Source organism: Planobispora longispora, from assembly GCF_016863135.1.
Classification (GTDB): Bacteria; Actinomycetota; Actinomycetes; order Streptosporangiales; family Streptosporangiaceae; genus Planobispora; species Planobispora longispora.
In genome coordinates this window covers 77,894-99,697 of sequence record NZ_BOOH01000034.1, presented here as the reverse complement: position 1 = coordinate 99,697, position 21,804 = coordinate 77,894, and the positions used below count along the sequence as shown (strand labels likewise).

Below are 21,804 nucleotides of genomic sequence, written 5' to 3'. Positions count from 1 at the left end.
GGACCCGGTCGCGGGTGGAGGGGTTAGCCGTGGGTGGTGATGCCGCCGTCCACCGGGATCACGGCCCCGGTGAGGTAGGCGCCCGCCCGGGAGGAGAGGTAGATCGCGGCGCCCGCCATGTCCTCCGGGGTGCCGATCCGGCCGAGCGGCACGCTCGCCGCGACCGCGTCACGGGTGCCCGGGTCGTTGAGGGCGAAGGCCATCATCTTGGACTCGAACGGGCCGGGCGCGATCGCGTTGACCGTGATCGACTCGGCGGCGAGCCGGTGCGCCAGCTGGCGGGTGAGCATGTGCACGGCCGCCTTGGTCGTGGAGTAGGCGTAGGTCTCCATCGCGGGCACCCGGATGCCGTCGACGGATCCGATGTTGATCACCCGGGCCGGGTCCTCGGCGGACGCGGCGGCGCGCAGCAGCGGCAGGAACCGCTGGGTCAGGTAGAACACGCCCTTGACGTTGACGTTCCAGAGCTTGTCGAAGGCGTGGTCGGGGTACTCCTCCAGCGGCGCGCCCCAGGTCGCCCCGGCGTTGTTGACCAGCACGTCCAGCCGCTCCTCGCGGGCGGAGACCGCCTCCACGAGCGTGGCGACGCCGTCGGGGGTGGACAGGTCGGCCGGTACGGCGGCGCAGCCCAGTTCGGCGGCCGTCTTCTCGACGTCGGCGGCCTTGCGCGAGGAGATGTAGACCGTGGCCCCGGCGTCCACGAACCCCGCCGCGATCATCCGGCCGATCCCCCGGGATCCGCCCGTGACCACGACTGTCTTGCCTTCCACGGAGAACAGACTCATGTCCGGTAAGCATGCCGTACGGCCGCCGCCCCGTCCATACCGACTGGTCGGTTTTGACCCTCGCCCGAGGTGAAAAATAATGCCGGAAAAAGAAACAAGAGTGAAACAATCTTCCATCGCTCGTTGACACGGCGTCCCGACAGGGTGTGACTTCGACTACAACGATTCGCTGGTTCGAAGGTGAGGGCACCATCATGACCAGATTGGGCGTGCGGCTGGCGGCGCTGGGGCTGGGGCTGTCGCTCGCGGCCTTCCCCGCGACCGCCGCGCAGGCGGGACCGGCCGTGCCGGCGCAGGCGGCGCAGGACCCCGCGGCGGGCAAGAGGATCGTCCGCCTGGGCGCGATACAGGCCATCGATTCGATGAACCCCTTCCTGGCGGTCCGGGTGGTCTCCACCGGGGTCCACCGGTGGATGTACGCCTACCTGACGACCCCGGACTCCAAGACCCTCGCACCGAGCCCGGACCTGGCGGAGTCGTGGGAGACCTCGGACGACAAGCTGACCTGGACCTTCAAGATCCGCGACACGAAGTGGTCCGACGGCGCCCCGGTCACCGCGCACGACGCCGCGTGGACCCTCAACAAGATCATGACCGATGACGGGGCGAAGACGGCCAACGGCCCCGCGGTGGAGAACTTCGACAGCGTGACCGCCTCCGACGACCGCACGCTGGTGATCAAGACGAAGCAGCCGCAGGCCTCGATGCTGGAGCTGCCGATCCCGATCATGCCCAAGCACGTCTGGGAGAAGGTCACCGACATCGCCGCCTTCGAGGCCGAGCAGTACCCGGCCGTCGGCAACGGGCCCTACATCGCGATCGAGCACAAGAAGAACGCCTACGTGAAGCTGAAGGCCAACCCGGGCTACTGGCGCGGCGCCCCCAAGATCGACGAACTGCACGTGATCTTCTATGAGAACCCCGAGGCGGCCAACGTCGGGCTGAAGAAGGGCGACATCGACTGGATCGGCCGGCTGGCCGGCCCGCAGTTCCAGGCCCTGGCCGGCGACCCGGACATCGTGCAGTGGAACACGCAGGGCCGCCGGGCCTCCTACCTGCAGATCAACCCCGGAGCGGCGACCGCCGACGGGAAGGAGATCGGCGACGGCCACCCGGCCCTGAAGGACCCGAAGGTGCGCCAGGCGATCCACCATGCGATCGACAAGCAGGCCCTGGTCGACCAGGTGCAGAACGGCCTGGCCGCGCCCGCCCACGGCTCGATCGTCCCGCCCATGTACAAGGACTTCTTCTGGCAGGCCGAGGGTGACACGCGGGTCGCCTTCGACCCGGCCCGGGCCAACGAGATCCTCGACGCCGCCGGGTACAAGAAGGGCTCCGACGGCATCCGCACCATGCCGGACGGGGACCGCAAACTGGAGATGCGCTTCAGCATCCACACCGAGGACCCGGTCGAGGACAAGCTGGCCCAGTTCCTCACCGGCTGGCTCAAGGACATCGGCATCCAGCTGACCACGCGCAAGCTCGACTCCAACAAGTTCACCGAGGAGACCGGGAGCACCGCCCTCTACGACATCGCCATCAGCGGCTGGTCGGTCAACCCCGACCCGGAGGAGGTCTTCGCCACCCACCTGTGCAGCCGGCGGCCGACGGCGGCCGGCGAGGGCGGCGGCACCGAGTCGTTCTACTGCGACGAGGAGTACGAGAAGCTCTACCAGCGGCAGCTGGCCGAGCTCGACCGGCCCAAGCGCATCGAGCTGATCAAGCAGATGCAGGAGAAGCTCTACACCGACGCGCCGATCATCGCCATCTACTACCCGAACAACCTGGAGGCCTACCGCAAGGACCGGATCACCTCGATCACTCCGATCCCGGAGGACAAGGGCATCCTGTACGGCGGCAGCGGCTACTGGCCCGTCTACTCGCTCCAGGCGGTCGCCACCCCGGCCGGATCGTCCGGGGACGGCGGCTCCTCCGCCGGCCTGATCGCCGGGATCGTCGCGGGCGCGGTGGTGATCCTCGGCGCGGGCGGGTATCTCCTGGCCCGGCGGCGCCGTGCCGCCGCGGACGACCGGGAGTAGGCCCGTGGACCGTACGGATCGCATGAAGCGAGGCCACCGCTCGAACCGTGGCCACCGCTCGAACCGCGGGGGTCGCATGAACCGCGCGGACTGCGGGAAGCGCGGGAAGCGCGGGAACCGCACGGCAGTGCCCGCCGAGACCGGCCGCGGGTAAGCGCGCATGGCCGTACCCACCGAGATGGAGCCCGTCGGACCGGCGGGCTCCGCAGAGGGCGCCGCGGGCGGAGCCGCGCCGTCCGGGCTCCGCGGCGCCCGCGGAACCGGACGGGGCCTGATCCGCTACGCCCTGGCCAAGCTCGGCGGCGCGCTCCTGAGCATCGGCATGGTCGTGGTCGCGACGTTCTTCCTGTTCCGGCTGATCCCCGGCGACCCGGCGGTCGCCTACACCAGGGACGTGCCGCTCAGCCCCGACCAGCTCACCCTGCTCCGCCGCCAGATGGGGCTGGACCGCCCGCTGCCGGAGCAGTTCCTGGACTTCGTGCTCAAGTCCCTCCGGGGGGACCTCGGCACCTCCTACGAGTACCGCAGGCCGGTCGCCGAGCTCATCGGCGAGCGGCTCGGCCCGACCCTGCTGCTGGTCGGCACCGGCCTGGCGGTCGCCGTCACGCTGGGCCTGTGGCAGGGCGCCAGGGCCGCCTGGAACCACGGGGGGCGGCTGGACCGCTTCTCCACCGGGCTCTCGCTCACCCTGTGGTCGGTGCCGACGTTCTGGCTCGGGCTGCTGCTGCTGATGGTCTTCGCGGCCGGGGTGGGGCCGATCCCGGGGATCTTCCCCACCCGGGGCATGGAGGACGTCGACGCGCCGGACGGCCCGCTCTACCTGCTGCACGTCGCCCACCACCTGGTGCTGCCGTGCGTCACCCTGGTCGCCGTCGTCTACGCCCAGTACCTGGTGGTGATGCGCTCGTCCCTGCTCGACGAGATCGGCCAGGACTACGTGACCACCGCCCGCGCCAAGGGCCTGCGCGACGCCGAGGTGCGCCGGCGGCACGCGGTGCCCAACGCCCTGCTGCCCACGGTGACACTGGTCTTCCTGCACATCGGGCTGGTGGTCCAGGGCGCGGTGACGACCGAGACCGTCTACTCCTGGCCGGGCCTGGGCCTGCTGTTCTACGAGGCGATCAAGGGCCCCGACTTCGCCGTGATGCAGGGGACGTTCATGGTCCTGTGCGTCGCGGTGATCGTCATGAACACGCTGGCCGACGTGCTCTACCACGTCCTGGACCCCAGAGTGAGGTCTGCATGAGCGAGCGGATCGACGGACACGGCGCGCCCGCGGACGCGGGCCCCGAGCCGCCGGGCGGGGAAGCCGCATGAGTGATGTGACGGCGCGCCGCCGCGAGGGGCTCGCCCGGTTCTGGCGGGAGTACCGCGCGCAGCGGTCCGGGATGTACGGCGCCGCCATCCTGGTCGTGGCCGTCCTGGCGGCCCTGCTCACCCCCCTGCTCACCGACCCGTCGGGACTGGACGTGACCAGGGCGACGGGCGAGAAGATGGCGCCGCCGAGCCTCGGGTTCCCGCTCGGCACCGACGAGTCGGGCCGCTCGATCCTGCTGATGATCCTGTGGGGCTCGCGGGTGTCCCTGCTCATCGGCTTCCTGTCCGCGCTGCTCAGCATGGTGATCGGCACGGTCGTCGGGATCACCGCGGGGCACTTCCGGGGCTGGCCGTCGGCCGTGCTGATGCGGATCACGGACTGGTTCCTGGTCCTGCCCACGCTCGTGCTGGCGCTGGTGCTCGCCGCCATCCTCGGCGGCGGCACCTCCACGATCGTCCTGGCGATCGGGGTGACCTCCTGGGCGTCGACGGCCCGGCTGATCCGGGCGCAGACGCTGGCGGTGGAGGCCCGGCCGTACGTCGAGCGCTCCCGGGTGCTGGGCGGGGGGCACTGGCACGTCATGACCCGGCACGTGCTGCCCAACGTCGCGCCGCTGGTGCTCGCCAACACCACCCTCACGGTGGCCGGCGCCATCGTCACCGAGTCGACCCTGGCCTTCCTCGGCGCGGACGCCGGGCAGGCGTCGTGGGGCAGCATGCTGCGCGGCTCCTACGACTGGGGCGCGGTCACCTCCGGCGCGTGGTGGTACGTCCTGCCGCCGGGCCTGTGCATCGTCGCGGTCGTCCTGGCGTTCACGCTCTGCGGCCGGGCGCTGGAGGTCGTCCTCAACCCACGCCTGCGGGGGGTCTCGTGACATCACCGGAGACGCGGCCGGGAACCCGGCCGGAGGCGCGGCGGGGAGGGCTGCTGGAGCTGCGCGACGTGGCGGTCACCTACCGGAGCGCCGCCGGGGACGTCCCCGCCGTGCGCGGGGTCTCGCTGGAGCTGGCCGAGGGCGAGGCCCTCGGCGTCGCCGGGGAGTCCGGATCGGGGAAGTCGACGCTGGCGCTGGCCCTGCTCCGGCTGCTGCCGAAGACCGCCCGGGTGACCGGCGAGATCATGCTGGACGGCGAGGACGTGCTCGCGATGACGTGGGGACGGCTGCGCGCGGTGCGGTGGGCGTCGGCCTCGGTGGTCTTCCAGGGGGCCCAGCACGCGCTGAACCCGGTGCGCCGGGTCGGCACGCAGATCGCCGAGCCGCTGCTGGTGCACCGCATGGCGACCCCGGCGCGGGCGCGCACGCGGGTGACCGAGCTGCTGGAGCAGGTGGGCCTGCCCGCCTGGCGGGCCCGGAGCTACCCGCACGAGCTGTCCGGCGGGCAGCGCCAGCGCGTGATGATCGCCATGGCGCTGGCCTGCGAGCCCCAGCTGATCATCGCCGACGAGCCGACGACGGCCCTGGACGTGATGATCCAGGCCCAGGTGCTCACGCTGATCCGCTCGCTCATCGCCGGCCGGGGCATCAGCCTGATCATGATCTCGCACGACCTGTCGGTGCTGGCGGCGACGTGCGACCGGCTGGCGGTGATGTACGCCGGGCGGCTGGTCGAGACGGGGCCGTCACGGGAGGTCTTCACCGGCGCCCGGCACCCGTACAGCAGGGCGCTGGCCGAGGCGTTCCCCACGGTCGGCGACTTCGCCTCCCGCATGGCGCCCCGGGGCCTGGGCGGCGACCCGCCCGATCCGATGCGGCTGCCGGGCGGCTGTTCCTTCCACCCCCGCTGCCCGGTGGCGCTGCCGTCCTGCGCGTGGCGGGACGTCGAGCTGTGGCCCGCCGACCGCGCTCCGGAAGAGCCCGCGAGCCCCGCGAGCTCCGCTCCCTCGCACACCGCCGCGTGCGTCCACGTCCTGCCGGATCCGGAGGCGGGACCGGAGCCGGAGACGACCGGTGAGGACGAGACCCCGGCCGGGCGACCGGCGAAGGAGAGCGCATGACCCTGCTCGAAGCCGTGGACGTGCACGTGGAGTTCACCTCGCGCGGGCGGCGGGCCCGGGCGGTGGACGGGGTCAACCTCACCGTCGGCGAGGGCGAGATCGTCGCGCTCGTCGGGGAGTCCGGCTGCGGCAAGACGACGCTGGCCCGCACCCTGCTCGGCCTGGAACGGCCCGCCTCGGGCGCCGTCCGGTACGGCGGCGCGCCCCTGACCTACTCCACCCGCGCGCTCAAGGCCTACCGCCGCGAGGTCCAGCTGGTGCCGCAGGATCCGACCGGCTCGCTCAACCCCCGGCACACCGTCTACGAGGCGGTGGCCGAGGGGCCGCGCATCCACGGCCTGCCCGGCGAGCGGGAACGGGTCGCCTCGGCGCTGTCGCGGGCCGGGCTCCGCCCGCCGGAGCGGTTCTTCCCGGTGTACCCGCACGAGCTGTCCGGCGGGCAGCGCCAGCGCGTGGTCATCGCCGGGGCGCTCGCCCTCGATCCCAAGGTCCTGGTCGCCGACGAACCCGTCGCCTCCCTGGACGCCTCCGTCCGCGGCGAGATCCTCGCCCTGCTGCTGCGCCTGCGGGCGGAGCTGGGCCTGTCCGCGCTGGTGGTCACCCACGACCTCGGCCTGGCCTGGAACATCGCCGACCGCGTCGCGGTGATGTACCTCGGCAGGATCGTCGAGTCGGGCCCCGTCGAGCAGGTGCTGAGCGCGCCCTCCCACCCCTACACCCAGGCGCTTCTCTCGGTGCTCCCGGAGTCGCCGGCGCCCATCGTGCTGGGCGGCGAGCCACCGGACCCGACCCGTGTCCCCGGGGGCTGCCGCTTCCACCCCCGCTGCCAGGTCCTGGCCGGGGGGAAGGCGGCCGAGGCCGGGGTCGACGGGCGCTGCCGGTCGCAGCCGCTGAGCATCCTGCCCGCCGTGCCGGGCTCCCGGGTCGCCTGCTATTTCGCCGAGGTGAGCCGGGCCCCGCTCTGAGCCCGGCGGGGGATCCGAGCTCGGCCGGGAGCCTGGGTCCGGCGCGGGCCTGTCGCCCGGCGGGAGGTCCGCGCCCCGGAGGCTCAGAGGCCGGGGAGGCGGCCGTTGCGGAACAGGTCGACGAAGAGCTGGTGGTCGGCCCTGGCCTGGGCGCCGTAGGCGTGGGCGAAGTCGACGAGCATGGCCGTGAAGCCCTTCTCGTCGTCGCCGATCACGGCCGTGATCGCGTCCTCGGTGGAGAAGTCGACCAGGTCGTGGCTGGACTCGTCGTCGGCCACCGAGTGCATGCGGGCCACCGCGGTGCCCAGGTCGCGGATGACGGAGGCGAGTTCCTCCGGCTCGTTCACGTCACCCCAGTCGAGGTCCGCGGAGTACGGGCTGATCTCGGCGACGAGCTGGCCGACGCCGTTCAGCTCGGTGTACCCGAGCCAGGGGTCGGCGTAGGCCTGCAGGGCGCGCTGGGACTCGGCGGTGCGGTGGCCTTGGTGCCTGAAGTAGCCGTGCACCTTCTCGTCGGCGATGTGCCGGGCCACGGCCGGGACCTGCGCCTGCTTCATGTAGAGGATGACGTCGTTCTCCAGCGCCTCGGTGTGGCCCTCCAGCAGCAGGTTGTAGGAGGGCAGTCCGGCCGAGCCGATGCCGACGCCCTTGCGCAGCGCGACGTCCTTGATCCGGTGCTCGACCTCGGAGACCGAGGGGAGGGTGGTCAGGTAGTCCTGGAAGGCCGCCTCGACCGCGTGCCGCGTCTCCTCGTCGACCGGGTGACGGCCCTCCATGACGGCGAAGCGGCGGTCGTAGTTCTCGACCGTGGTCTCCAGGTCCAGCAGGGCCACCCGGGTGTGCAGCCGGGCGCGCTGCAGCACCTGGTGGAGCACGCCGCTGGTGGTCTTCAGCGTCAGCGAGCCGATCGCGTCGTCGCCGTCGTGCGCGATGCCGTTCAGCTCGGCCAGGTAGGCGCGGGTGAACTCGGTGACCAGACCCGAGATCATCTCGTCCGAGAGCGCTTTGGCGTAGCCGATCAGCGCGACGCTGGCGGCGAAGCGCTTGAGGTCCCACACGTAGGGGCCGACGTAGGCCTCGTCGAAGTCGTTGACGTTGAACACGAGGACGCCCGAGGCGTTCATGTAGGTGCCGAAGTTCTCGGCGTGCAGGTCACCGTGGATCCACACCCGGCTCGTCGGGCCGTCCAGGAACGCGTCGTCGGCGAACGCGCCGGTCATGTCCGCGTAGAACAGGCAGGCGCTGCCCCGGTAGAAAGCGAACGGGGAGGCCGCCATCTTCCGGAACTTACGCCGGAAGGCGGGCGGGTCGATCGCCATGGAGTCACCGAACTCGGTGACGAGGACGTCGAGTATGTGGGCCGAGCGCCCGTCGGTGGTCATGATGCGCACGGTAAACCCGCAGAACCGGTGTCCGCCAGATGACGAAGGAGGATTTTGGAACGTATTAACGGCATATCAGTAATCAATGGGATCTTGGGGGCGCGACTGCCGATCACGGGATCGTGTGCGGCGAGCCGTTCGTGCTCCGCGCGCTCCCGTAGTCCTTCAGCGTGATCGAGTTCGCGGCCCTGGTGGTCAGCCGGTTGAGGAGACCGCCCAGCAGCGGGGAGGTCAGCATCCGGTAGGCCCGGTTCCGGCTCCGGATCTTCCTGGCGGTCGGCGGCGCGAAGAACGGCCCGACGTTGCCGGCGACCTTCTGGCAGGCGCGGGCGTAGCCGCGGATCGCCTCCTCGTAGCGGGGGAAGGCGGAGCGGTGGTCGCCGCCGGCCTCCGCCAGCTCCCCGGCCAGCACGTAGGAGGAGATCATCGCCATCCCGGCGCCCATGCCGCCGCAGGTGGCGCCGTACCCGGCGTCCCCGAGCAGCGCCACGCGCCCGCCGGTGAAGCGGTCCATGCGCACCATGGCGATGGAGTCGAAGTACAGGTCGTCGGCCTCCCACACGGCCGTCATCAGCCGCGGGGCGAGCCAGCCCATGCCCTCGTACGCGCCGGCCAGGATCTCCCGGTGCCTCGCGACGTCGCGGTGGTCGTAGGCCGGCAGTTCGGCGGAGAAGACGCACATGACGTCGGTACGGCCGCCCTGACCGCCCGCGGCCACGGCCCTGCCGGGCTCGGTGTACATCAGCGAGCCCGGACCGAGGCCGGGGTCGTCGTCCGTGGTGAAGATCGCGACGTGGTAGCCGGACGGGTGGACGAACCGCTCCTCGGGGCCGAAGGTCAGTCCGCGCACGGTGGAGTGCAGGCCGTCGGCCCCGATGACCAGGTCGAACCTGCGCGGGGCGCCGCGGTCGAAGGCGACGTCCACCCCGGCGGCGGTCTCGTCCATGGAGACGATGGAGTCGCCGAAGACGTATTCGACGTCGTCCCTGGTCCGCTCGTACAGCAGGCGGCTCAGGTCGCCCCGGAGGATCTCCACCTCGCCGCCGGTGAACTCCGGCGGCAGGCTCACCAGCGGCGTCCCGGCCCCGTCGACCACGGTCAGCGGGCCCGGGGTGGTCCGCAGCCGGCGGATGTCCGCCAGGACGCCCATGCGCCGCAGCATGCCCATGTGCGCCGCGCCGCGGAAGTCGACCGCCTGGCCGCCCTCGCGCAGGGCCGGGGCCCGCTCCACCACCGTGACGGCGAAGCCGTACCGGCTCAGCCAGTGCGCCAGCGCGGGCCCGGCGATGCCGGCGCCGGAGATCAGCACGTTCGTGTTCTTCACGGAGGACTCCTCGTCGTGTCGTCGGACCGGCCCGTGAGGGGCCTGCCGAGAAGCATCGACGGGAGCGCTGACCGCGCCCTTACCGCCCGCTGACCGTTCCCGCCGCCCGGTCTTCCGCCCGCCCGGCGGCGTTCACTCGGAGCGCACCTGCAGGCCGAGCGCGGTGGCGATCGTGACGGCCTGGCGGAGGTCGATCACCGCGTCCTTGATCGCGGTGGTGAGCGGGTCGAGGGAGGACAGGTCGCTGCCGCGCAGGTCGCAGCGGGACAGGTCGGCCCGGTGCAGCCACGCGCCGGACAGGTCGACCTCCCGGAGCGTCGCCCCCTCGCACCGCGCGCCGGTGAGATCGGCCTCGCGCATCCGCGCGCCGGTGAAGGAGGCGCCGCGCAGGACGGCTCCCGGCAGGCCGACGAACGACCAGTCGCCGCCGTCGACCTTGAGCAGGTCGAAGGTGCAGTCGTCGAACATGCTGCCGACGAGCTTACAGCCGGTGAAGGCGGCGTCGAAGAACGTGCAGCGGGTGAAGGTGCAGTTCAGGAACGCGCTCTCGGAGTGGACGGACGCGTTGAACCGGACGTCGCGGAACGTGCACTCGGTGAAGGTCGCCCCCCGGCTCGTCGCCTCGGTCATGTCCACGTCGACGAAGGCGACCCGTTCGAAGGCGCGGTCCGAAAGATCGTCGCAGCCCCAGTCCTCGGAGCGGATGGTCGTCCGGGTCTCGGGCGCGGGCACGCCGTACTTGCGCTCAGCCATGCCGGCCATCCTGCTCCACCGGACCGACAATCTCCGGGGCGGCTCCTCGGCCGCGCCCCGCGCGGACCCGCCCGATCATGTAGCCCCCGGAGACCCGGCAGTCAGAGGGGCGCCTCGTCTCCGGGGGTCTGAGAACACCATCGCACGCCCGTACCGGCGGGATCAGAGGAGAACGGTCCCACCAGGGATGGACTTTCGGCCTGACTTGCCCCGTCTGGTCACCTGCGGTCAAGCGGTGTGGGCGCGGTCCGGGGAACAGACGGCTGCCTCAGGGGCGAGGTGTCTATAAGGGGCGAGGTGGCTATCTCAAGGACGACGGCGCGGACGCCGTCGGCGTCGACGAGGTGTTCCTCCACAGTGGGACCGGCGACGCCCAGGCGATGGCGGCGCAGCCAGCCGAACAGCTCCTGCCCGGCGCTGACCACGTCTCCCGAAGGGGGGACGACGGCCCGCACGACGGTACGGGCGGGCAGGACGAGCCGCTCGCCGTCCCGGCCGATGGTGACCGCGACGGTGAACGCGCCCGTCGGCTGCCCGTCGAGCCAGGTCACCAGCGTCGCCGGTGGCGCCGGGCAGACGGCGGCCAGTTCGGACGGATGGTCGAGACGCATGCGGCGGACGCGCAGCCGGCGCGGGCCCACCGCGGCCTGCTGGGGCAGGATCGACATCGGCGTGGCGAGATGGTCCTCGGCGTGTGCTGCGGTCGTGGCCATTGCGGCGATGTCATGCCGGATGCCGGTCACGACCTCGGTCAGCGCCTGCCGCAGCTGTGTCTCGGGAGCGTCCAGCAGGTCGGCGATCCGGCGCAGCGGCAGGCCGAGGCGCTGCAGCCCGCGGATGCGTTCGAGCCGGGACAGTTCGGCCACGCCGTACCAGCGGTAGCCGGTGGTGCGGTCGACTGCGGCGGGGGCCAGCAGTCCGACCTTGTCGTAGTGACGCAGCGTGCGCTCGGAGACGCCGGCCATGCGCGCCAGTTGCCCGATCCGCCACATGGTGTCTCCTCTCCCCGGCATGTTGACCTTGCCCCTGTGTCAGGGTTCTACCGTCACCGTCCATGACTGATCTGAACTCTCGGAACCGGCTCACCGGCGTGCTGCTGCTGATCTCGCCGATAGCCATGGTGGCGGGTGCGGCCATCGTGGTGCCATCGGGGTTGACCCTGAACCCGTCCGACCCCGGCGCCGCGCTGGCCGCGGTGGGCGAGCAGACCGTACTGCACATGACCGAGCTGGCCCTCGACGTGCTGGGCTGGCTGGCGCTGACCGCGGCCGGGCTGGCGCTGGCCGCCCGCCCGGCGGACGCGCCCAGACCGCACATGGTGACGCTCTCCGGCGGCCTGCTGACCGCGGCCGGGCTGGCGGGCCTCCTCCACGACGCCGGAAACCTGGCCCTGACCCGGCTGGCCGTCGACCCCGCCGCCCCGGCGGCCACCACCGTGGCCTTGGCGCTCATGCTCACCGCCAAGTGGGTGGTCAACCTGGCCGGGCTGCTGTGGGTCGCCGCCACCGCCGCCGGAGCGGCCGGCATCCCGATGCCCGCGGGGCTCCGCATCGCCGGCATGATCGCCGCGCTCTCCGGTCTGGCCGGGGCGGCGCTCCCGTGGACGACCGGGACCGGCGGCCCGACGGTGGCGCTGGAACAGCTCGGGTACGCCCTCCACCTGCCGATCATGATCTGGTACGGCACCCTGGGGTGGCGGTACCTGGCCGGTCGCCGGCGTCAAGCCATGTGACCCATTCGCGAGAGTAGGGCCGTACGGCTTGCTCCTCCGGAGCGGACCCGCATTCGATCTCGGCGGCTTGGTCGGTCCGGCACTTCGGCAGAGCAGACCGTAGGCTTGGCTCGTCGGGCCGACAGTGACGAGGAGACGCCGGATTCTGTCGCGTACCTGCCGGCGCAGGTCCTGGTAGAGGTGCGGGTCCATCCCCTCGGCTCCGAGTACGGCGTCCGCGAAGGCGTCCCCGCTCAAAGGCGGCACCTCCCGCAGTTAGGCGTCGAAGAGCAGCTGTCCGCCGGGGAAGCGCCCGGTGATCCGCTGGATCAGCCGTTTGCCGTCCTCCTTACGGAGGTACATCGTCAGGCCCTCGAAGACGGCCACGGCCGGGCGGTCGGCGGGTATCCCGTCGAGCTGCCGGGCTCGCAGCGCGACTCCCGCCGCGGTGGTCGCTGCCACGCCCGTCCTGCGGAAGTCGTAGTCGATGCGCCGGACCGCCCTGGCGGCCTCGTCGTCGTGCAGGACCGATTTCGGTGAGCGGCTGTTCAGTGCTCTGCCGTACAGCGTGGCGAGCATGGTTTCCTGGGCGCCGCTGAGGGTGATCTTCTCGCGGTCCATGGCTCTCCGGTCGTCGTGTCGCCGGTGACGGTCGCCGTCGCGGGTCCGGTTCGCGTCTCGGGCCCCGGGGAGCAAGCGCTACGGGCCCGCCACGGATCACGATACCGACTTTCCTTGCGGCTCTCTTGACGGGCAGGAAGTACGGGCGCATCATTAACATGATGGTTATGGAATAGTTTTGTTATTAAACAAGGCTGTTATCGAACAGGCGGCCACCGATGGCGGAAGACAGGCTCAGTCTCGTGTTCGCGGCGCTCGCGGACCCGACCCGGCGTGCGCTCCTGCTGCGCCTGATCGAAGGTGACGCGACCGTCGCCGAGCTCGCCGCGCCGTTCGACGTGTCCCAGCCGGCGATCTCCCGGCATCTCAAGGTGCTGGAGAACGCGGGCCTCATCTCGCGCACCCGGCGCGCGACCGCCCGGCTCAGCCATCTGGAGGCCGAGCCGCTGCGCGAGGTGACCACGTGGCTGGCCCGTTACCAGCGGTTCTGGGACGAGAGCCACGAGAGGCTCGACGAGCTGCTCGTGGTGCTGCAAGGCGGCCGGGACGAGACGCCCGGCCGTGGCGAAGGTGACGAATCCGTTCGAGCAAGGGGAGAAGACAATGGCCAAGACGCAGATCACCGCGGAGCCCGGCCTCCCGCAGATCATCATCACCCGTGAGTTCGACGCCCCCCGCGACCTGGTTTTCCGCGCGTACACCGACCCGGAGCTGCTGCCGAAGTGGCTCGGTCCGCGCGACCTGACCATGACGGTCAAGGAGTACGACGTGCGTGACGGCGGCAGGTGGCGTTACATCTCCACCGACGCCGAGGGCAACGAGTACGGCTTCCACGGGATCTTCCACGGCACCCCGTCGCCGGACGCCATCGTGCAGACCTTCGAGTTCGATGGCATGCCGGGCCACGTCTGCCTGGAGACGCTCACCCTGGAGGAGCGCGACGGCAGGACGCTGGTGCGCACGGTCTCGGTCTTCCAGTCGGTCGAGGACCGCGACGGGATGGTCGCCTCCGGCATGGAGCACGGTGTGCGCGACTCCGACGAGCGCCTGGAGGAGCTGCTCGCCGAGCTGACGGCCCGCTGAGGCGGGCGGTGACGCGCCCGGGCACGCCTCACCCGCGGCCCGGGCCGTCGGAGGCCCGCTCCCCGGATTCCGGCCCCGGCAGGCAGGAGGATCCGGGGAGCTATGCCTTGGGGAGGCCGAGGGTGCGTTCGGCGATGATGTTGCGCTGGATCTCACTGGACCCGGCGTAGATGGTGTCGGCACGGCTGAACAGATAGAGCCGCTGCAGGTCGTTCAGCTCGTACGGCGGGCCGTCGGCCACCAGCCCCGCCCTGCCCTGCGCGGCCTGCGCCAGCTCGCCCAGCCGCCGGTGCCACTCCGACCAGTAGAGCTTGGCGATCGACACCTCGGGGCCCGGTTCCCCGGCCGCCAGGGAGGTCATCGTGCGCAGCGCGTTCAGGCGCATGATCCGCAGCTCCAGCCACGAGCGGACCAGCCGGTCGCGCAGGACCGGGTCCTCGGCGGCGCCGGTGCGCCTGGCGGTCTCCACGACGCGGTCGAACTCCCGCTGGAAACCGATCTGCTGGCCGAGGGTGGAGGCGCCGCGCTCGTAGCCGAGCGTGGCCATCGCCACCCGCCAGCCGTCGCCGGGCGCGCCCAGGATGTTGGCGGCGGCCGTGCGGGCCCCGTCGAAGAAGACCTCGTTGAACTCGCTGGTCCCGGTCAGCTGGACGATGGGCCGGACCTCGACGCCGGGCTGGTCCATCGGGATCAGCAGGTACGACAGCCCCCTGTGCCGCGCCGAGCCCGGCTCGGTGCGGCACAGGGCGAAGCACCAGTCGGCGACGTGGGCCAGGGAGGTCCACACCTTCTGGCCGGTGATCACCCACTCGCCGCCCTCCAGGCGCGCCCGGGTCTGCACGTTCGCCAGGTCGGACCCGGCCTCCGGCTCGGAGTAGCCCTGGCACCACAGCTCCTCGCCGAGCCGGATCGGCGGCAGGAAGCGGCGCTTCTGCTCCTCGGTGCCGTAGTCGATGACGGTGGGGCCGATGAGGCCCTCGCCGATGTGCCCGACCCGGGCCGGAGCCTGGGCGCGGGCGTACTCCTCGTGGAAGACGACCTGCTCGGCCAGGGACGCCTCCCGCCCGCCGTGCTCCCCGGGCCAGCCCAGGCAGGTCCAGCCCGCCGCGCCGAGCAGCCGCTCCCAGGCCAGGCGCACCTCGTGGCCCTCGTGCTCGCGGCCGGGCCCGCCCAGCCCCCGGGCGTGGGCGAACTCGCCGCTCAGGTGCTTCTCCAGCCAGGAGCGGATCTCCTCGCGGAAGGCGGCGGTCACGCGCCCTCCTCTGCGGGCCGCCCGGCCCCGGTGAGCCCGGTCATGTGTGGAACCGGCCGTAGCCGCCGCGGAAGAACACCAGCGGGCCGCTGTCGCCGTGGACGTCGAGCTGGTGGACGCGGGCGACGACGATGACGTGGTCGCCGGCCGGGTGCTCGGCCTCGATGGAGCAGTCGATCCAGGCCAGCGCGTCGCTGATCACGGGGTTGCCGCTGGGGGAGGCGGTCCACTCCAGGTCGGCGAACTTGTCGCCGCCCTTGCTCGCCAGCGCCGCGCAGACCGGCTGCTGGTGCTCGGCCAGCACGTTGACCGTCAGGGTCGTGGCGGCGCGCACGCGCGGCCAGCTGGTGCTGGTGTGCGCCACGCAGAACGCCACGAGCGGCGGGTCGAGCGAGACCGAGGTGAAGGAGTTGGCGGCCAGGCCGCACGGCGCGCCGGTGTCGGGGTCGATCGCGGTGATGGCCACGACGCCGGTGGCGAAGTGGCCGAGCACGGACCGGAACCGCGTGCTGTCGACGGGCCCGTTGCGGTCGCCGGGCCTGCGGGACCGGTCGCCGGATCCGTCGGAGTGACCCGGGAGAAGGCCGTTGCGCATGGCGGCTCCGTTGCCGGTGGTCCCGTGTCCGTTCAGATGCGCGCGGGAGTGGCCCTCCGGTTCCAGCAGCCGTGCCGCGTGGGTGCCCATGGTCGCTCTCGCCTCCTCAATCGCGCCCGATCGGCCCCCCGTGGGGATGGCGGCGGCGGACCGGGGGTCCGCCGTCCCCTTCATATTACCAAGCGCTTGCTTGGATGGTAGGGAAGCGCCGGAAAAAGTGTGTTCGTTGACACTCGCGGCGCACCAGCCTAGCCTCTGGCCAAGCGCTTGCTTGGATAGGGGGTGCGTGTGGCGGGATTCCGGGACCGTACGGCCGTCGCGGGCGTCGGGTACACGCGGTTCTCCAAGGATTCCGGTGTCAGCACGCTGACTTTGGCCTGTGAGGCGATCCTGGCCGCGCTGGAGGACGCCGGGCTGACCGCCGACGACGTGGACGGCCTGGCCACCCACCGGGTCGGCGACTCCGCGGCTCCCTCGGTGGTGGGCCCCGCGCTCGGCGTCCACCGGCCTTCCTGGCACCTGGACCAGTTCGGCGGCGGCAGCGTCTCCCACTCCGTGATCGGGCAGGCCGCGCTCGCGGTCGCGGCCGGGGTGGCGGAGACGGTCGTCTGCTACCGGGCGATCAACGCGCGCTCGGAGTTCCGGATGGGCGGGACCGGCCGCGGCCTGCCGGTCAGTCCCGAGGTGCAGTATCAGGCGCCCTACGGGTACGTCGCGCCGCCGCAGCAGTACGCGATGTTCGCCCGCGCCCACATGGCGAAATATGGAACTAAAGAAGAGCACTTCGGGCAGCTCGCCGTACGGCAGCGCGCCAGCGCGGCCAAGAACCCCCGGGCCCTGATGCGCACCCCGATCACCCTCGACGACTACCTCGCCAGCCGCTGGATCGCCGAGCCGTTCCGGCTGCTCGACTGCTGCCTGGAGACCGACGGCGCCTGCGCCCTGGTCGTCACCACCGCCGAACGGGCCCGCGACCTGCGCCGCCCGCCGGTGCTGATCTCCGCGGCGGCCTGGGGCGGCGGCGACTCGTTCCTGTCCGGCGGGCCGTCCGACGTCACGGTGACCGCCGCCGCCGAACTGGCCCCCCGCCTGTACCGGCAGGCCGGCGTCGGCCCCGCCGAGATCGACGTGGCCGAGATCTACGACTGCTTCACCTACTCGGTGGTCGTCCAGCTGGAGGACTACGGGTTCTGCGCCAAGGGCGAGGGCGGGCCGTACGCCGCCTCGGGGGAGGGGATCCCGGTCAACACCCACGGCGGGTTCCTCTCCGAGGGGTACGTGCACGGGATCAACCACGTCGCCGAGGCCGTCTCCCAGCTCCGCGGCGACGCCGGCGACCGGCAGGTGGACGGCGCCGAGGTGGCCCTGTCCACCGCCCAGCCCGGCTACATCCTGCCCGCCACCTCGGCGCTGATCCTCAGGAAGGGGTGAACCCGTGTCCGCGGAAGCGATACGGCCGGTGACCGACCGGGACTCGGCGGAGTGGTGGGACCGGGTCCGCGCGGGCGAGTTCGCCCTCCAGCGGTGCGGCTCCTGCGGCACGCCGCGCTTCCCCGCCCGCGCCTACTGCCACCGCTGCCGCGGCGCGGAGTGGAGCTGGGAGCCGGTCGAGCCCGCCGGGCGGATCGAGAGCTGGATCGTCAGCCACCAGCCGTTCCTGCCCGGGGTGCGGGAGCCGTACGTCGTGGTGATGGTCAGGCTGGCCGCCGCGCCCGAGTGCGTGATGTACGGCAACTGGCGAGGTGAGGAGCCCCCGCGGGCCGGGCAGCGCGTCGAGGCGGCCTTCACCGCGGTGGACGACGGGCTGACGCTGATCGACTGGCGCCCGGCGGCCTGAGAGCCCCGGATCTCCCCGGCGGAGTGGCCCTGCGGGCTCCTCCCCCTGCGTGCACGACTACTTCCGCGTGTACGACAGGGCGATCTTGTCGACCTCGGCGGCGGGCCCGTCGGCGAGCACCCGGACGGCCTTCCCCGACAGGTCGAGCATGACGACCTCGGAGACCTTCGCCCCCTTCCGGGTGGCCAGCAGGTGCTCCGCGCCCAGCCAGCCGTGCACCGTGATCCGGCCGCCGGTCCGCAGCCTGGCCTCGCGCGCGCCCGAGCGGTAGTCCCAGACGCACGTGTCCCCGGGCGCGTCCGGGCAGGCGGTCAGGAACAGACCGCCCCCGGCGGTGGCGACGGCCCCGCCCCGGAGCAGGTCGCCCACGCCGGGGATGGTCCGCCGCGGCGTGCCGTCCAGGCCGTACACCCGGACCGCGCCGCCGGGACCCCGCTGCAGCACGGTGCCGGGTTCGGGACCCCATATGTAGGGGTGCTCGGTCGCGGGCATCCGGGTGACGCGCGCCGTGCGCCCGGCCGGGTCGGCCACCGCGAAGCCGACGGACGGCGCGTCGTCCCTGGCCTCCGCGTAGACGGTGAGCAGGAGCCGGGTGCCGTCGTCGTTCCAGGAGAGGTCGCCGGTGAACAGCGGCCGGTCCACGGTGCGGATGTCGTAGGAGCCGCCGGAGGCGCGGTCGGCGATGTGGACGCGGTCGTAGTCGAGCGTGTACAGGCGCAGGGCCGAGAGCGACGCGACCAGGCGCCCGCCCGGGGCCACCTCCATCGCCTGCCGCGGCTCCACGACCGGCCGGAAGGCGCCCGAGCGGGGATCCCGCAGGAACCAGGGCGCCTCCTTCGAACGCCGGTCCCAGTAGGACGAGACCCGCATCTCGTCGGCGGGGTCCTCGTGCAGCGTCACCCCGGAGCCGGGGACGGGAGTCCGCGCGGTCGGCTCGGCCGCCATGGTCGGCGGGGCGACGGGGTCGGGCGAGGAGGGCGGAGCCGCGGACGGGGAGGAGGCCGGCGGGTCGCCGGCCGCCAGGAGGCGGGCGGTCACCAGACCGCCCGCGACCAGCGCGACCGCCAGCGCGGTCCCCACCGCCACGGCCCGCCGGGGCCGTCGCGCCCGGTCCGGAGCGGGCGGCGGTGCGGTGTCCTTCCCGCGGGGCCCTCCCCCCGCGGGGACGCCCCCCTCGGGCGGGGCGTCCGGCGCGGCCCGGCGGCTCCCTTCGGGCAGGAGCTCCCGCGCGGGAACCTCCCCGCCCAGCAGGCGCATCAGGGCGCCGGAGGCGGTGGGCCGCCGGGCGGGGTCCTTGTCCAGGCAGGCGGTCACCAGCCGGCGCAGCTCGTCGTCCAGTTCCCCCGCCTCGCCCAGGTCCGGGGGCTCGTTCAGGATCCGGTTGATCACCGCGGGGGGCGGTCCGGTCCCGAACGGGGGCCTGCCGGTGGCGGCGCAGACGACGGTGGAGGCCCAGGCGAACATGTCCGCGGGCGGTCCGGCCTCCGCCCCGTCGAACTGCTCCGGCGCCATGTAGGGCGGCGTGCCGACCAGCTCGCCGGTGCCGGCGGCGGCGTCCAGCAGCCGGGCGATCCCGAAGTCGATCACTCGCGGCCCGTCCCGGCCGAGCAGCACGTTGGCCGGTTTGAAGTCCCGGTGCACCACCCCGGCCTGGTGGACGGCGGCCAGCGCGGTGAGCGTGCCGAAGACCAGCCGGACCAGCTCGGCCCCGCGCAGCGCGCCGCGCTCATCGATCACCCGGGCCAGGCTCGGCCCGTCGACGTACTCGGTGACGAGGTACGGCAGGCCGTCGGCCACCCCCGAGTCCACCACCTGGGCGGTGCAGAACGCCCGGACCCTGCGGATCATCTCGGCCTCGGCGAGGAACGGGCCCAGGTCGCCGGCCGCGTGCCGGTGGAGCACCTTGACCGCGACGCGCTCGCCCCCGGCCGACTCCGCGGAGCGCGCGGGCTCCGCGAGCTCCGCGAGGTACACCACGCCCTGCCCGCCCGCGCCGAGCCTGCCGAGCACGCGGTAGCCCGCCGGCAGCTCGCGGAGCTCGCGGAGCCCGGGATCCTCGGGGGAGGGGTGCGTGCCGGGGGACATCACTTCGGCGCGACCGGGTCGAACCTGAGGAAGGCCTCGTCCTCCCGGGGCACGTCGGCCAGCACACGCTCGACGGCGCCGTCGAGGCCCACGAGCTGGAGGCGGGCGCCCTTCTTGTGCGGGACCCGCACGATGACGTGCTGCTCGTTGAACCAGCCGTCCAGCTGCGCCTTAGCGGGCGGTGTGATGGTGGCCCGCCGCTCGCCCTCCGCGGTGCTCCAGACGCAGATGCTCCCGTCGCCCCTGGGGCAGTAGGTGGCGAACAGGGCGCCGGAGGGGGAGAACCAGGAGGTGCCCTGCGGGCCGCCCACCCAGTGCATGGACCTGGCCACCCGCCCGGACGTGTCGTAGACGTTGATCCCGATCCGCTTGCCGTCCGAGAACCCGCGGGCGATCCGGCCGTCGGGCATGAAGGTGAACGGCCTGGCCGCGTGGTCGAAGTATTCGGCCTGGACGGCGGTGGCGGTACGGGAGACCGGGTCGACGAGCACGAAACCGGTGATCAGCTCCTTCTCCGGGTCGTGGATCGACAGCAGCAGCCGGGAACCGTCGCGGGACCAGACCGGGAACGTCGTCTGCAGGGGTTTCTCGACCGTGGCGACCGTGAACTGCTCCCCGGTGGACGGGTTGCTCAGCCGTACCCGGTCGTGGTCGGCTTCGACGAACTTGATGAACGGGTTCAGCGCCACCCATCTGCCGTCCGGGGACGGCACGGCCTGCTCCGCCGTGCCGACCTGGCGGAAGTTCCCGGACCGCTCCCGCAGGTAGGACGTGAACGGCTGCTTGGCCAGCAGGTAGGTGCTGAGCTTGACGGGGTCGGAGGGGTGCTCGTGGACGGTGACGGAGGTGCCGGCGAGCTCGACCTCCGAGGTCGGTTTCTCGACCTTCGCCCAGGCCGCGGTGGTCGGCTGCGCCGTCGTGACGGGCTGGGCGGCCGTGGGCGCCGGGGCCGGCGAGCCGCCGGGCGTGACCGCCGCGGCGGCCTGCCGGATCTCCGCCGGTCGAGGCGGCGCCACCAGGTACACCGCGGCGCCGGCGACGCCCGCCACCGCGAGGAAGGCGCCGCCCAGGAGCAGGGCGCGCCGGCGACGGCCTCCGCGCGGCGGGGGAGCCGGCGGGTGGGGCACCTGCCCGGTGGCGATTGCCGTGGCGGCCTGCAGGAGCGACGATTCGCCGATCAGCCGCATCAGCACGGCGCCGGCGGCGGGCCGGTCCGCCGGGTCCTTGGCCAGGCACTCCGCCAGCACGGAGCCCAGCTCCCCGGGCACGGCGGTGAGGTTCGGCTCGTCGCGCAGGACCCGGTTGATCGTCATGGCCACCGTGCCGGCGGCGAACGGGGAGACGCCGGTCGCGGCGAACACCATGGTCGCCGCCCAGGCGAACACGTCGGCCGCGGGGCCGGGCGGGGAACCGCCCAGTTGCTCGGGGGCCTGGTAGGCGGGCAGGCCGACGGACCGGGTCGGCCCGGTGTCCACGGCCCCCAGCGCCTGGACGAGCCCGAAATCCGTGACGACGGGGCCGTCGGGGCCCAGGACCACCGTCTCCGGGCGGATGTCGCCGTGCACGACGCCGGTCCGGTGCACGGCGGCCAGCGCGGCCATGGCGCCGATGGCCAGCCGGTCCAGGGCGGCGCCGCGCAGCGTGCCGTCCGCCGGGACCGCCTCCGCCAGCGCCGGGCCCTCGACGTGCTCGCTCACCAGGTAGGGCCGGCCGTCGTGCACGCCGCCGCCCAGGACCTGCGCCACGCCGAACGCCGACACCCCGCGCAGCGGTTCCACGGCCTGGAGGAAACGGTCGGGGTCCGCGCCGCCGGAGAGGATCCGGATCACCGCCTGACCGCCGGAGGGGGCCTCGGCGAGATAGGTGCCCTCCGAGCGCGGGTCGTCGAACCTGCCGGTGATCCGGTAACCCGCGAATTCCCGTGGATCCGCCGGGGTTAAAGGTGCGGCATGCGGCATTCAGACGCCCCTGTCTCTCGATGAGACATTTCACCTGAGCGCCCATTATGGGTGTGTCTCGCGGGAAAGCGGAAGCCCGCGAAATCGGGAAACGTCACACG

20 protein-coding genes are annotated in these 21,804 nt (G+C 72.7%); 10 read left to right on the top strand and 10 right to left on the bottom strand.

Translation table 11 applies throughout. The annotated features are described in order from the left end of the window. Nucleotides 1–23: 23 nt before the first annotated feature. Nucleotides 24–785 (bottom strand): SDR family oxidoreductase, encoded by a 762-nt coding sequence (locus Plo01_RS20760; RefSeq protein WP_203892311.1) that lies wholly within the window; start codon nt 783–785, stop codon nt 24–26. 194 nt (nt 786–979) lie between these two features. On the opposite strand from Plo01_RS20760, the gene Plo01_RS20755 reads away from it, so the two are divergent. The 5 genes from Plo01_RS20755 to Plo01_RS20735 all read left to right on the top strand — a co-directional run bounded on the left by Plo01_RS20755 (nt 980) and on the right by Plo01_RS20735 (nt 7,102). Further along, the gene (locus Plo01_RS20755; protein ID WP_203892310.1) at nt 980–2,824 is read left to right on the top strand and encodes an ABC transporter substrate-binding protein; all 1,845 of its coding nucleotides are present in this window, start codon (nt 980–982) and stop codon (nt 2,822–2,824) included. 160 nt (nt 2,825–2,984) lie between these two features. Next, nucleotides 2,985–4,070, top strand: coding sequence for an ABC transporter permease (locus Plo01_RS20750; RefSeq protein ID WP_239316732.1), 1,086 nt, complete (start codon nt 2,985–2,987; stop codon nt 4,068–4,070). A gap of 67 nt (nt 4,071–4,137) precedes the next feature. Continuing rightward, the gene (locus tag Plo01_RS20745; protein ID WP_203892309.1) at nt 4,138–5,016 is read left to right on the top strand and encodes an ABC transporter permease; all 879 of its coding nucleotides are present in this window, start codon (nt 4,138–4,140) and stop codon (nt 5,014–5,016) included. Continuing rightward, entirely contained in the window at nt 5,013–6,137 is a 1,125-nt protein-coding gene (locus Plo01_RS20740) for an ABC transporter ATP-binding protein (protein ID WP_203892308.1), read from the top strand. The genes Plo01_RS20745 and Plo01_RS20740 overlap by 4 nt, the downstream gene beginning before the upstream one ends. Further along, nucleotides 6,134–7,102: an ABC transporter ATP-binding protein gene (locus Plo01_RS20735; RefSeq protein WP_203892307.1), complete on the top strand. Its 969-nt coding sequence runs from the start codon at nt 6,134–6,136 to the stop codon at nt 7,100–7,102. The genes Plo01_RS20740 and Plo01_RS20735 overlap by 4 nt, the downstream gene beginning before the upstream one ends. A gap of 83 nt (nt 7,103–7,185) precedes the next feature. Here the strand turns inward: Plo01_RS20735 and Plo01_RS20730 are convergent, their stop codons facing one another. The 4 genes from Plo01_RS20730 to Plo01_RS20715 all read right to left on the bottom strand — a co-directional run bounded on the left by Plo01_RS20730 (nt 7,186) and on the right by Plo01_RS20715 (nt 11,553). Continuing rightward, nucleotides 7,186–8,484, bottom strand: a complete 1,299-nt coding sequence (locus Plo01_RS20730) for a DUF2252 domain-containing protein (protein WP_203892306.1) — start codon at nt 8,482–8,484, stop codon at nt 7,186–7,188. A 112-nt stretch (nt 8,485–8,596) separates the two neighbouring features. After that, on the bottom strand, nt 8,597–9,808 hold the full coding sequence (locus tag Plo01_RS20725; RefSeq protein ID WP_203892305.1) for an FAD-dependent monooxygenase: 1,212 nt from the start codon (nt 9,806–9,808) through the stop codon (nt 8,597–8,599). Nucleotides 9,809–9,940: 132 nt separating this feature from the next. Beyond that, nucleotides 9,941–10,561 (bottom strand): pentapeptide repeat-containing protein, encoded by a 621-nt coding sequence (locus Plo01_RS20720; protein WP_203892304.1) that lies wholly within the window; start codon nt 10,559–10,561, stop codon nt 9,941–9,943. Between the two features lie 218 nt (nt 10,562–10,779). Continuing rightward, nucleotides 10,780–11,553, bottom strand: a complete 774-nt coding sequence (locus Plo01_RS20715) for a MerR family transcriptional regulator (protein WP_203892303.1) — start codon at nt 11,551–11,553, stop codon at nt 10,780–10,782. 62 nt (nt 11,554–11,615) lie between these two features. Here Plo01_RS20715 and Plo01_RS20710 point away from each other — a divergent pair, with 62 nt between their 5' ends. Beyond that, the gene (locus tag Plo01_RS20710) at nt 11,616–12,293 is read left to right on the top strand and encodes a hypothetical protein (protein WP_203892302.1); all 678 of its coding nucleotides are present in this window, start codon (nt 11,616–11,618) and stop codon (nt 12,291–12,293) included. Between the two features lie 255 nt (nt 12,294–12,548). Here Plo01_RS20710 and Plo01_RS20705 read toward each other — a convergent pair whose 3' ends face one another. Continuing rightward, nucleotides 12,549–12,893, bottom strand: a complete 345-nt coding sequence (locus tag Plo01_RS20705) for a hypothetical protein (RefSeq protein ID WP_203892301.1) — start codon at nt 12,891–12,893, stop codon at nt 12,549–12,551. Nucleotides 12,894–13,111: 218 nt separating this feature from the next. On the opposite strand from Plo01_RS20705, the gene Plo01_RS20700 reads away from it, so the two are divergent. Further along, entirely contained in the window at nt 13,112–13,555 is a 444-nt protein-coding gene (locus tag Plo01_RS20700; protein ID WP_203892300.1) for an ArsR/SmtB family transcription factor, read from the top strand. Further along, nucleotides 13,497–13,976, top strand: coding sequence for an SRPBCC family protein (locus Plo01_RS20695; protein WP_203892299.1), 480 nt, complete (start codon nt 13,497–13,499; stop codon nt 13,974–13,976). Before Plo01_RS20700 ends, Plo01_RS20695 begins: the two co-directional genes overlap by 59 nt. Before the next feature lie 100 nt (nt 13,977–14,076). On the opposite strand, the gene Plo01_RS20690 is transcribed toward Plo01_RS20695, so the two are convergent. Then, entirely contained in the window at nt 14,077–15,228 is a 1,152-nt protein-coding gene (locus Plo01_RS20690; protein ID WP_203892298.1) for an acyl-CoA dehydrogenase family protein, read from the bottom strand. 40 nt (nt 15,229–15,268) lie between these two features. After that, nucleotides 15,269–15,913: a flavin reductase family protein gene (locus Plo01_RS20685; protein ID WP_203892297.1), complete on the bottom strand. Its 645-nt coding sequence runs from the start codon at nt 15,911–15,913 to the stop codon at nt 15,269–15,271. A 198-nt stretch (nt 15,914–16,111) separates the two neighbouring features. On the opposite strand from Plo01_RS20685, the gene Plo01_RS20680 reads away from it, so the two are divergent. Then, nucleotides 16,112–17,254, top strand: coding sequence for a thiolase C-terminal domain-containing protein (locus Plo01_RS20680; protein ID WP_203892296.1), 1,143 nt, complete (start codon nt 16,112–16,114; stop codon nt 17,252–17,254). Between the two features lie 4 nt (nt 17,255–17,258). Further along, nucleotides 17,259–17,660: a Zn-ribbon domain-containing OB-fold protein gene (locus Plo01_RS20675; RefSeq protein WP_239316730.1), complete on the top strand. Its 402-nt coding sequence runs from the start codon at nt 17,259–17,261 to the stop codon at nt 17,658–17,660. A 57-nt stretch (nt 17,661–17,717) separates the two neighbouring features. On the opposite strand, the gene Plo01_RS20670 is transcribed toward Plo01_RS20675, so the two are convergent. Further along, nucleotides 17,718–19,745: a serine/threonine-protein kinase gene (locus Plo01_RS20670; RefSeq protein WP_203892295.1), complete on the bottom strand. Its 2,028-nt coding sequence runs from the start codon at nt 19,743–19,745 to the stop codon at nt 17,718–17,720. Next, entirely contained in the window at nt 19,745–21,703 is a 1,959-nt protein-coding gene (locus tag Plo01_RS20665) for a serine/threonine-protein kinase (protein WP_203892294.1), read from the bottom strand. The genes Plo01_RS20670 and Plo01_RS20665 overlap by 1 nt, the downstream gene beginning before the upstream one ends. Between the last annotated feature and the right edge of the window lie 101 nt (nt 21,704–21,804).